Source organism: Cohnella sp. SGD-V74, assembly GCF_003001675.1.
Taxonomy (GTDB): Bacteria; Bacillota; Bacilli; order Paenibacillales; family Paenibacillaceae; genus Cohnella.
On the sequence record NZ_PVYW01000014.1, the window covers coordinates 188,098 to 200,151 of the forward strand.

The window sequence follows — 12,054 nt, forward strand, 5'->3', positions numbered from 1 at the left end:
ATAAAAAAAGCCCGTGAACCCAAATGGGCTCACGGACTTTCAAGCTGTCTTTATTTAAAGATTTGAACGCTGCCGTCGGACGACATCATTACAGTGCCGGACGCCGACTCGATATCTCGGATCGCCCAATGCTTCGCCGGGACGTCCGGCCAAGAGGACTTCGAGACGTCAGGCGTCGGTCTCGCGAGCAGCTGATTCAGCACCCGTACCGCTTCCGCGCGAGTCAGGGTACGATCCGGACGGAACGTTCCATCCGGATAGCCTTGCAGAATGCCGGCTTGCAGCGCTTGAGTGATCGCGCCTGCCGCCCAGTGTCCCCGTAAGTCTTCCGGAACATCGGTTCGAGCTTGACCCGTCGTTCCCGATGGAAGCAGTCTGGCTACGATGCTAGCCATCTCCGCGCGGGTAACGGCGGCTTCCGGACGGAAGCGGCCTTGATTGTCGCCGCGCATTAGACCCGCAAGTTGCATTGCCGCAATCGCCTCCGAAGCCCAATGCTTGGCCGTCACGTCTTTGTAATCGGCAACCTGTCCGACCGCTGAAGAATCTGTGCTCTTCAAGCCAAGACGATGCAGGATCGTTGCGAATTCCGCACGTTTGATCGATTGCGACGGACGGAAGGTGCCGTCCGGGTAACCGGACAGGTACGGCTTCAGCGTTTCCTCTTGCGTTGCGCCGCTGTCGCCTATCCGCACAGTAGTGAACGTGCTGAACTTGTCGACCTCGAAGGCAATGCCGGCTTTGCCGCTCTCAAAGCGGATTTCGCCTCGAGCCAGCTTCTTCTCTCCGTCGCTGTGCTCGATGTATACCGCCAGTCCCGACAGCATCCGTCTTGCCGCCGCTTCGTCGGTCGGCAGCTTCAAGCCGTCGTCGAGCCGCAACAGCAGTTCCGTCTTGTAGCCGGAGAAGTTGGTTTCGATCTTGACCGGTCGACCGACGATCGAGACCGGTTGGCCGTCCGCCGCCTGCTGAACCAATTCCGCTTTCAGCACGCGTCCATCCACTTCGCTTCGCTCGCTTGCCTTCACGATCGGAACGATCCGGAAGTAAGCGTCTTTCGCCTGAGCTCCAAGCTGCTTCAGCGAATCTGCCCGCAGTTCGATGACGCCCTCGGGAAGCTCGATCTGCAGCGACAAGCCGCTGTCTGAGAGCAGCGACAAAGCCGCTGCGCTTAAGTTGACCAGTCGTTCATCTGCCGGATCATCCGGCAGATCGGTCACTAGAATCCGCGCGACGTTGTTCTTGCTCTGCCGAGCTCTGTCCAGAACTTCCTTCGTCTTGTCGGAGTCCAGCTTCACCGTATCGATAACGCTGCCGTCCGGCGCGGTCGTCCGAACGATCGGAATTTCCACGATCCAGTCGCCCGCTCCGCCGGTAACCTTCGATTGACGCACGATCTCCGTCGGCCCGGAGCCTGAGCTTACGCGGGTCACGTCGATCGAATACGTCTGCGAAACTTTCTGATCCGACGATTCAACCCGAATGTTGATCGTATTTTGTCCCGTCGCCAAGCTTGCCGTGAAGCTGCCGCCTCCCTGCAAGGTTTTGCCCATCACGGTGACCGTCGCTTGCGGATCGTTCGCGGTTGCCGTAATGGACACGCTGCTCTGGCTCACCTTCTGTTTCGTGCCATAGCTCAGCTTGTACGGCGAAAAGCTGTCGTCAATCCGCGCGCTCGCCTCCAGAGCGGACAGTAGCGGCGGCGCTTCAGGCTCGCCCTTCTGACGCAGAATGTGAAGCGTATAGTCGCGCGTGCTTCCATCCTGCGCGCTGACTCCAATCCGCACGGTCAGGCTGTCGCCGTCATAAGGAAGCGTCGCCGCGCTGCCGGTCAGAAGCTGACCGTTAACGCGAACGGCTGCGTCCTCGTGGGCGACCGGCAGCAGCGTAAAGACCGTCGCAGCCCCAGGTACATACACTTGGTAATCGGTAATCTCCGGAGCAAAGCCCGGTGTCAGCACTGCACCATTCGTCTGAATGCCAAGCTGACGCAATTCGGCGTCGCCGCTGTTTTCTCGCCAGACGCTAATCTGGTAGACACGCGATTGCACGCCGTCAGGCGACACGACGGTAAGCGCAATGCGGTTTTCGCCCGTTTGCAGGTCGATCAGCGGAGAAGCTTGCCCGCCTGACACCGTGTTGCCGTCGACTTTAACCGTCGATCCGGTCTTCAAGGCGCTTGGCGTCAATGTCACGCCTTCGACCGTATGATCGACATAGACTTCGTAGGTTTCTTCCGTTCCTGCAAAAGGAGCTGCGGCAATCGTTTCGCCGGTCTGCGATTTTATCGTCAGATCGCCGAGCAAAGATACACTCGAACCGCCGCTAATCTGCAGCGAATAGAGCTTCTCCGGCTCGTTTCCGGCCGGTTGAACCCGGATTTGCACCGTTTTTCCCGCGTCAGGCACATCTATCTCAACATAACCGTCAGCCGAAAGGGGCTGCCCGTCGATCGTTACCGTTGACGTTGCGACCATCGGAACCGCGAAGACGCGTACCCGGTTCGAATCGGCTTTCGCTTCATAAGAAAGCTTCCCAAACTGATAGGCGGCGGCCAACGTCGCGCCCCCCACCGTCAGCGCAGCGAGATCGCCAGGGAAATCTTCCCACGTTCCATCGCTGTCCTTCAGCACCTCAAAGCCGTACTCCGTTGTGTTGCCGGCCGCATCGGAAGCGACAATCGTTATCGGAATCCGATCCGCGTTGACGTTCCAATCGAGTGGCGCATAGTAAACAAAGCGACCCTCGTCATCCAAAGGCACGGTCGTGCCGCTGATGACCAGCGTGGCCCCGATGTCCGTCTGTCCGACAAGCAGCAGCTTGCCGGCGCTGTCCACCGAACCGTTGAGCGAGATCGGCGCGCCGGTATCGTCCTTGCCGGAAACGATCAGCAGCGGCCCCGTGCGATCGACGAACAGGCTGCGAGTTTCGAAGCTGCGGTCGCCGCGCTCGTTCACCGCTTCGACCAACAGTTTGTATTCCCGCTCTTCCAGCGCGCCGACATTCAGCAGCACATTCAGATCAAAAGAGTGGACGCCGCCCGCCGCAATCTGAGCGCTGCTGCCAAGCTGCTGCCCGTCAATTGTCAAGGTCACCGCCGTCGCCTGATTAGCTTCGACGTTCAGCAGGGCATGTTCTGCGGCTGTAAAGAATATCACCCGGTCGCTGCCGTCATAAGCTTGGACGGTTTGGGTTTTGACCGCATCCAGGCTGCCCCCGGCATCCAACGATACGGCAAGCGCGGCCGGCTGCGGATTCGGCAGCGTCACGGCGACGCTTGCGGATAGCGGGCTAAGCGCGATCCGGTCGGCCGACTGGCCGATTGCCGATACAGCCACCGTATAGTCGGCGTTCGTCGGCAGTCCGGAAATGACCACTTGCTGGGTTACACCCGCCTGCGGCTCGATCTCCAGCGCCGGATTAACCGGCTGGCTGGCTGCGCCTTCGCCGATCCATACCCGATATTTCTCCACCTGGCCGGATACGGACTTGAAGCCCAGCGATATTTCGCCATTGCCCGTCGATAGCAGCTCAAGCTGCGTCGGCGCGGCCAACGCATAGGAGGATTTGACCTCCACCGTCTCTTCCGCAACGCCGTAAGCGGGCGCTTCGCCGTCGCTTGTCGCCGCGGCCGACAAATAATAGGTTCCGGGCAGCACCGAATCCGGAATATCGATCAAGATCATGCCGGATGCCGGCAAAGCTTCCGCAAGCGCGTCTCCGATATAATCTTCCTTGCCGCCGGTCAGCATTAACGCGATTTCCGTGTTAGGAGCGGCATTTGCCGTCGACCACGTTACGCGAATGCGATTGTCGGCCACTCTGGCTACGGATGCTTTCACCTCGGGCAGAGAAATCAATTTCTGAATTTCCAGTTCCGTTCGCGTGCCGTTCTGCACTAGCCATCTTCCGGCAGGCGCGTCCAGCAGCGAGACGTACAGCATATCACGGCCGTCCTCGGCAGGATAAGGCGTTGCGACCTGCGACTGCTCCGTCGGATCGCCGCCGGAGGAACCGTCCGGCACCCGGTCCGCCGCCGGCTGCACATACGCGTTGCCGCTCGGCGTTGTAAAGTCCAGCGCATAGCGGGTGCCGTCCGGCTTCAGAATGACCGTGTCGGTATTACCGCCGCTGATGGACAGCATATAGTTTCCTTTTTCTACCACACTAAAATATTTCGAATATCGGCCTTCGTTAATCAGCGGCTTGATAGACTTGAACTTCCGGTTCAGTTGATAGGCCAGAATGCTCGTAAAGCTGCTGCCGACCGCCTTCCACTGGCCTTTCAGCTCGCCCCCGTCGATCCACACGGTCATTTTCCGCTGCGCATCGTCGTAGATCATATTCATGCCGCTCAAATTCGAATTTGGCTGAAGAGCGTACAGGTCGCCTGCAGGCGTATACAGCTTCGTATGCTCGTCCGCTCCGTAAATTTCCACGATCGCCTGACCGCTGGTCCAATTGTCCAGCTCGAACACCGTCGGGTAAGCGGCGTCCTGCACCCATTGCCGGAGCTGATCGGCAGTCGTATCTGCCGGCACGCGGCTCAAATGCGCCTGAGGGCTTGTATTAGCGACGATTAGCCATGTTCCCGTTTCGGCCGCGTCCACCAAAATGTGCTGATGGCCGTCGACGTCCGTAAAGGAGTTCCAGCCCGGCTGACCGGTCGACGTTTCCAGATGATAAGGTCTGCCATCCGGTTTGTAGAGAATCATTTCGGCAGGGGCCTCATACACCCGCAGCGCATGAAGGCCGCGCTCCTCTACCAATAAGGATGTAACCAGCCGCTCGGCGGTCTGCATCCATACTTGGGCCAACTGCTCCAGCGTCAGCGAGCGGTTCGCGAACAGCAGCTCATGAATACGAATCTGGCTGTCGGCGCCGGCCGTAAGCTTCCAAATACCTTTATGCAAGGAAACCCGCATGAAAGTAAGATCCGATTCGGCATCGTAGACCGTCTCCGTCCTCACCGCGCTTTCAGCTTGCGGATTGTTGACGGCGGCAACCTTCAACGACGCGGAACGCTGATCTCCCGTCAACACAATCAACGCCTCGTAGGCGCGGTCCGACCGGAACGCGGAAGACGTCTGGCCTGCGGCCGCATTCTGCGCGGTCATCGGCAGCGCCTGCTCTACGGAGGTCAACTGACCGTCCGCAAAACGCGCCTTTACATTCCGCTCCGCGGCGTCCTGCGGCTGCACGATTCCGTTCACCGGCGTCATCTCGTACACCTTCTGCATCTGGCCGGATACCGTCGGCAGAGCGGCAACCGCGTTGAACCGGGCAAAGTCGAAGCTCATCGCCCAATCGTCTCCGGCCGCAAGCCTGAAGGCCGACAGCTCGCTTGGCTCGGCGCCGATCAATTCCTCGAGAATATCGCCCAGCGGCGCGGTTTTCTCGAAGAAATCGTCGATTTTGTTATAGAGGTTGCCGACGAAATCCAGCCCCTTCTCCCACCAGGATTTCTTCGGCGGTTCGGCCTCGACCTCGAACAAAATCGTATTGTTGCTGAACGTATACGACACTCTCGCGTTGATTCCGTTGTGCTTCATCATCCCGATCATTTGCTTGTCGTTTACGCTTAAGGCGACATCGCGAATCGTCGCGCCGCCGATGCGCGGAATACCCTTTGGCACGTATACGGTCGCTTTCAGAATGCCGTCGTATCCTTTCTTATTGAAGGAATACGCCGCAATTTTGCCTTTGATCGTATCGAAGGCGTTAATGTCGCCCGACGCCAGGAATCCTGGCTTCGAGAAGCCTTTGATCCCCGCAATCGAGGGATTAACGACCGCTTGCAAGGTCATATTTTTGACCGGCAGCCAGTAGTAGTACTCGATTCCCGTCGCGTCAAAGCCGTAAGACGTCAGATTGACGGCGATCTCGTCGGTGCCGAGCAGGTTAAACTTGCTGCTCACCGCCGGATGCTTCTGCTGCGGAACGAGAACGTCCGTCACCGAACCGGATACCGGGAGGCGCTGCGGAATTTGCGTCTTGCCGGCCAGCTTGTCCACGGTGCCGTACAAGTAATCGACCTGCAAGCCTGTGGAGGCCAGATTCGACTTGTTGAACATGCTAAAGCCGATCTCGTCGAGTTGGCCTTGCTTCAGCTTCATACGCAGGTCGAAGCCGATGTCCGTTCCCGGCAGCTTGCCCTTGCCCTTCACGTTAACCGAAGGAAAACGGCTGTCTATGGCAAAGGAGGTGTCGCTTACGTCGATTGGACCGACCTTAAAGCTCTTGTCCAGCGGGTAATTGCCGACCAGCTCGAACCGTCCGTAGCGATATTGCAGATCGTCGACGGCAATCGCTTTGGACACTTTCTGGCTGCCGACCATAAAGCCGAGCTCCAGGGAACCGGCCAAATTCACGCCGTCCTTGTTGAACGTAATCTTGGTCGGTTTAAGAGGCATATCGATGCCCAAATAATCGGCAGCCTTGCCGTCGTTAAACGCAATGGAGAAATCGTTCGAAGTCAGTTCGAAGCTTCCGTCGTACAACGTATACGACGCGTTCGCCCCTTGGCCTCCCGTATTGACGTACAGGCGCCCTTCTCCGGTAATGACGGATACTCCCGGGTCCCGCTTGTCCACCACAAGGCTGCTGCCTTTGAACATAACGGTATTGTTAATCGCAACGACCTCGGAAACATCGTTCAGCTGATATACATTCGGAGCCTCCGGAGTTTCCGTAAACGGTCCTTGCAGCCTCAGGGCGCCAAGCTCGTTAGCCGAGGACGTGCTGGGAACCTCCACCCACGCGAAATCGCGCGGCTTGTAGAAGTCCGTCACAAGCAGCTGCAGTCCTTCCGGGAACGTATATTTTTCGGACGTATCTTTATCATCTTCTTTATTATAGAAATCATGTTCAAGCACGACGTCATATTTTCCCGGCGGCAAATCCTCGTCCCAGGTCAACTCCAGTTGACGACCGTTCAAAATATTATAATCCAGCGGATGCTCGGCAGCGCCGTTCTTCAGATGAAAATGAATTTGATCCAACGGCTTGCGCAGTAAATTGGTCATGCCTTCGCCGACGGCAACGATCCGCTTCCTGTCCTTCACATGGACGTAAGTCGCACCGACGCGATCAAATCGAACCTCCGGCGGCAGCATATTCGGATCATCCTTCAGTTCGAACGGTTTGATCTCGGTATAGCTCGTGCCTATTTCATTAACGGCAAAGCCCCTGGCCTCGTATTTGAGATGCCAGTCGAGACCGGTCAATCTGACGGTGAAGGAACCGACTCCTTGCGGATTCGTGTCCGTGTAGGGGACAGATATCCAGTCCTCGCTGCCATCATCCGTATAAGGCCGGTATTCTACCCCGCGAGAAGAAATAGGACGACCGCCAATGGATTTGATTTCCGTAATGACGCTGACGGTATCGTTAATATGATCCGGATCGAAGTTAGGGATTGGATTCTCGGTCATCTCGATAACCGGAGCGGACGGCGGCGTGTAACCGAACGCCCACGTTTCGTTCATTCGGCCGGCAGGCACAGTAAGATGCAAATCCGGCTGTTTATCAGGCGTCTGCGATTGATGCATGGTATAGACGCTTACTGAATCGCGATGACCGCCGAAAACGATAAATTTGGACCCGTCGAACGCCATACTTGCGCCCGTAATCGGAAAAGGCGTTATATTCGGCCAAAGCTGAAGCAGACCCGGATACCCAACGTCGTCCAAAAAAGCGCCGTTTGAAGATCCGAACTGCGGAGATTCCTCCCATTTCCCGTTGTTCCATCCGTAGGCCATGCCTGTTCTCGGATACGGATACATGGATGATGGCAGCTTTAATTCCGGCACCAATACATTGTTGGAATGAATATAGTCCCGCGCTCCGCTGAAGATAACGGTTCGCTTGCCGTCGTACGCCATCGCGTGATCCCAGCGGCCGAAAGGCAGCGGGCCGGGCGTCGAGTTCCAGGTTTGCGTCTGAGTATTCCACATCCAAAAATCCGGAGAGCTGTCTTTAATCGTATGTCCGCTCTCCGTTTTGGTTCCCGTAATCCCTCCGTACAAAACGGCAGTCTGGCCGTTGAAGCTCATCTGGCCGTTGTAGGCAGCGGGCGGAGAATCGCCCGGATCCGCCGGGGTCACATTCGTCCAAGACGTTCCGTTCCACAACCAGGTTTCTCGATTCGGCACCTTAGTCGAACCGCTAAGCGTGTACCCGCCGAACAGAATCAGATTCTGGCCGTCAGAGGCCATCTGTGCGCCCCCACGCGGCGATGGAGACGGCGACAGTCCGGTCACTTGCGTCCAAACGCTGCCGTTCCATTTCCACGTATCGCCGAGTACGCCGGACTGGCCTTGCCCGCCGAAGAGGATGACGCTATTGCTGACGCGATCGAAGGCCATTGCGGCATTCTTTCGGATGGGCGGCACGGTCGACAGCTCAACTTCTTCCCAGGAATTGACGTCGCCGCCGGTCCAGATCCAAGTATCGTTCCTCAGGCCGCTGTTCCCCTCGCCCCCGAACAATACGACATTTTCGAAAAGCTCATCATAGACCATGGCCGCCGCTTCTCTTGCAGCTGGACTATACACGCCTCCGGTCCGTTCCCAAGTATAATCGATCAAATGATCGGTCCCATAGGTGACGTCCGTCACGCTAGGTTCATAAGTGCTTTGCGTAACGCTGACCGGCTCATAGGAAAAAAACGGCCCGTCGCCCGGTTCCTCCGCATAAGCCGCGCTTCCTCCCCATTGCATCGCAGGGATGCTCTGCAGAAGCAGCGCGATAACCAACAGCTTGGCCAATCCCGAACTCCATTGTTTTCGCATCAATGCTCTTCCTCCATTCGTTCGACTGAACCAACTATATTCCTATGCCTCAAGTCGGATAGCTCTCGACTTTATTCTACATATCGCCTATAAACAAATAATAAACAAACAGGATAAACGCCTCGTAGTGCCCAAGAGAGTTGTCGAATCTCCACACAGAATCTGGTATGATTAGGAGACCTATGTTTTTGGGGCATCTTATTTGTAAACGAGAGGTACTTCGATGACGATCAAGTCCAAATTTCTAATTCTAACGCTCGTCCTGGCACTCGGAACGACAGCGCTCGGCCTGCTGACGGTTCGCTGGTACAATTCGTATTTCCCGTCGCTGCATCGGGCCGTTCCCGCCCTCGTGCAGGCGATCGCGCTGGACAAGTCTCCTTCCGCCTATTACGGACTGCAACCGACGCCGACGGAGCCGTCCGGCGTGTACTACCAAGACCGCGTTCTCGTGCTCATGTACCACGACGTCAGCCCGGAGCCGCAGGACAGCAAATCGCTCAGCACGGCCGCTTTCGAGAAGCAGCTCGAGCTCATGAAAGCGAACAACTTCAAATGGATTTCGATGAACGAATACAGGGATTTCATTCTCCATTCCGCCCCCGTGCCCGACAATGCCGTGCTGCTGACGTTCGACGACGGCTATGAATCGTTGTACAGCCATGCCTATCCGCTGCTGAAGCGATTCGAAGCGCCGTCGGCAGCTTTCCTGATCGCCGGCAAAGTCGGGGAACGAAAGGGCGCTTTCCCGAAAGCGACGTGGGATCAGGTCCGGGAAATGGCGCAGGGCGGGATCGATTTCTTCAGCCATACGTTCAATTCCCACCATTACGTTCCGACCGCCCCCGGCAACAAAGAGCTGAAGCCGATGCTGGCGAAACCGAGGTACTTGAAAAAGGAAAAGCGGATGGAAACCGAGGACGAGTACGAGGAACGAGTGACCGAGGATTTGCGTCAGGCTAACGAGGTTTTGCAGCGGGAGCTGGGCAAGCCGAATTACGCGCTCGCCTTCCCGTACGGCGCGCATTCCCAAGCGGTGCTCGACATCTGCAAGCGGCTCGGCATCGACATCACCTTCACCGTAAGGGCGGGGCTTAACGCCGCGGGCCAGACGAACGGATACCGGCTGAACGCAGGAGGCACGGATAACGATCCGGCTCTGCAGATCGAGCTGATGAAGAAGGCGGAGAAGCGCCTTAACGGCACGTATTCCCCGTTCCTGTCCCCGGCCGCTCGCAAATACGTGTTCCTGGCTTCCTCGGCCGCTTGGCTGCTCGTCGGCCTTCTCTGGGCATGGACCGGATGGAAGCTGCTGCGAAGACGCAACCGCGACGTCGGCTTGTAGCCGTCGGAACAATATAAAAGGCATGCATCCCGGAGCAATCGCTTCGGATGTGCATGCCTTTTTCGTTTACCCTTTGACCGCTCCGGCGGTCATGCCCTTCATGATCTGCTCCTGGAACATCAGGAACGCGACGATCGTCGGAATGACGGCGATCGTCATCGCGGCCATCGTCAGCTTGTAATCGGTCGAATAGCCGGTGGCGAACACCGACAAGCTGAGCGGAACCGTCTTGAGCGCCGGCTTGCTGATGAAGATCAGCGCGAACGCGAAGTCGTTCCAGAACCGCAAGAAGCCGAGAATCGCTACCGTCGACAGCGCGGGAAGGCTGAGCGGCAGCATCATCCGGAAGAAGATGCCCCAGTAGCCGGTGCCGTCGATGAGCGCAGCCTCTTCGATCTCCTTCGGAATGACCGTCAGGAACGCGGCCGTTACGAAGATCGCGAGCGGCAGCTCGAACGCCGTGTACGGCAAGATCAGCGCCCAGTACGTGTCGAGCAGCGACACTTTCTTCAGCATAATGAACAGCGGCACAAGCGTACTGTGGATCGGAATGAGCATGCCGAGCAAGAACAGGCCCATAAGGAAAGCCTTCAGCCGGAACTGAAAACGCGCCAGCACGTACGCCGCCAGAGCGCCGAGCAGCAGCGTCAGCGCGAGCGAGGCGATCGTCACGATCGTCGAGTTGATCAGCGAAGTTCCCATCGCCGATACTTTCCATGCTCGCGACAAGTTGTCCCAATGCCATACCTCGGGCAAGTAAAACGGACGCGAGTCGAATTCTTCGTTCGTCTTGAATGCGCTGGTGAACAGCCAGAACAACGGATACAACGTCACGATCGCGTACAGCGACAATCCGATATTGATCAGCCCGCGGCTTATTTTCGCCCAACCCCGTCCCGGACTAAAGGGAAGCTTCTGCTCCATCTGCATGTGTAACGCCTCCTATCGATAATCCCGTTTCATGAGATATTGGCTGCCGAGGATCAAGATCAGGCTCAAAATGATAATCGACGTCGAAATCGCGCTGCCGTACCCGAAGCGGTACACGTTAAAGGTACTGTTGTACATGTAAGAAGCGAGTACCTCCGTCGTATGCGCCGGCCCGCCGCCGGTCATGACGTAGATCAGGTCGAACGCCTTCAAGCTTCCCGAGATACAGAGGACGACGACGACCTTGATCGTATCCCAGATCATCGGAAGCGTGATCTGGAACAGCTTGCGGGTCGAGCCTACGCCGTCAATCTGCGCGGCGTCGTTGATCTCGGAAGGAATGTTCTGCAAAGCCGCGATGAAGATGATCATATACGGGCCGATATAGTTCCAGATAATCGGAATCATGATCATGTACATCGAGATGCTCGGCTCGGACAGCCAAGCTTTCTTGAGATGCTCCAGCCCGACCGAATCGAGCAGGAAATTCAGAATTCCGATCTGAGGGTGGTAGATGTAGCTCCAGATAATGCCGACTACGACGGATGACAGCACCATCGGCATAAACACCGAAGCCCGTATCATCTTCTGGAAAAGATTCGACCGCGTCAGCAGCAGCGCCAAAATCATCGCGATCGGCACTTGGCCGAACACGGACGCAGCGACGATCAACATATTGTTCTTGAAGCCTTTCCAGAAGATCGGATCCCGAACGACTTCCGCATAGTTGTCGAATCCGATGAATTTGGCAGCCCCGATTCCCTTCCAATCGAAAAATCCGTAATAAGCGGACCAGAAAATCGGAACGACGACGAAAAACAGATAGATCAGCAGAGCCGGTAAAATTCCGATGAGGATAAATCCTTTGATTCGCGCCGAAGTTGTCATGGTTCCCTCCTTGCAAGTCGCACGGCTTCGCCATCCTTGCCTTGGGACAGCGGGCTCGCGAGCGGTTAAACAAACCGATTCCAGAGCCGGGAAGTCCCG

The 12,054-nt window shown here is 56.9% G+C and carries 4 protein-coding genes; 1 reads left to right on the forward strand and 3 read right to left on the reverse strand.

The genetic code is table 11. The features are described 5' to 3' along the window. Positions 1-50: 50 nt before the first annotated feature. Positions 51-8,792 (reverse strand): cadherin-like beta sandwich domain-containing protein, encoded by an 8,742-nt coding sequence (locus tag B0G52_RS21305; protein WP_094047401.1) that lies wholly within the window; start codon positions 8,790-8,792, stop codon positions 51-53. 223 nt (positions 8,793-9,015) lie between these two features. Here B0G52_RS21305 and B0G52_RS21310 point away from each other — a divergent pair, with 223 nt between their 5' ends. Further along, positions 9,016-10,137, forward strand: a complete 1,122-nt coding sequence (locus B0G52_RS21310; protein WP_094047402.1) for a polysaccharide deacetylase family protein — start codon at positions 9,016-9,018, stop codon at positions 10,135-10,137. Between the two features lie 66 nt (positions 10,138-10,203). Here B0G52_RS21310 and B0G52_RS21315 read toward each other — a convergent pair whose 3' ends face one another. Then, positions 10,204-11,061, reverse strand: coding sequence for a carbohydrate ABC transporter permease (locus B0G52_RS21315; protein ID WP_233162906.1), 858 nt, complete (start codon positions 11,059-11,061; stop codon positions 10,204-10,206). Between the two features lie 18 nt (positions 11,062-11,079). After that, entirely contained in the window at positions 11,080-11,955 is an 876-nt protein-coding gene (locus B0G52_RS21320; protein WP_094047404.1) for a carbohydrate ABC transporter permease, read from the reverse strand. Between the last annotated feature and the right edge of the window lie 99 nt (positions 11,956-12,054).

What these genes read in the sequence shown, in the direction of transcription:
- B0G52_RS21305 (WP_094047401.1), bottom strand. Translation starts at nt 8,792, where the DNA reads ATGCGAAAACAATGGAGTTCGGGATTGGCCAAGCTGTTGGTTATCGCG.
- B0G52_RS21310 (WP_094047402.1), top strand. Translation starts at nt 9,016, where the DNA reads ATGACGATCAAGTCCAAATTTCTAATTCTAACGCTCGTCCTGGCACTC.
- B0G52_RS21315 (WP_233162906.1), bottom strand. Translation starts at nt 11,061, where the DNA reads ATGGAGCAGAAGCTTCCCTTTAGTCCGGGACGGGGTTGGGCGAAAATA.
- B0G52_RS21320 (WP_094047404.1), bottom strand. Translation starts at nt 11,955, where the DNA reads ATGACAACTTCGGCGCGAATCAAAGGATTTATCCTCATCGGAATTTTA.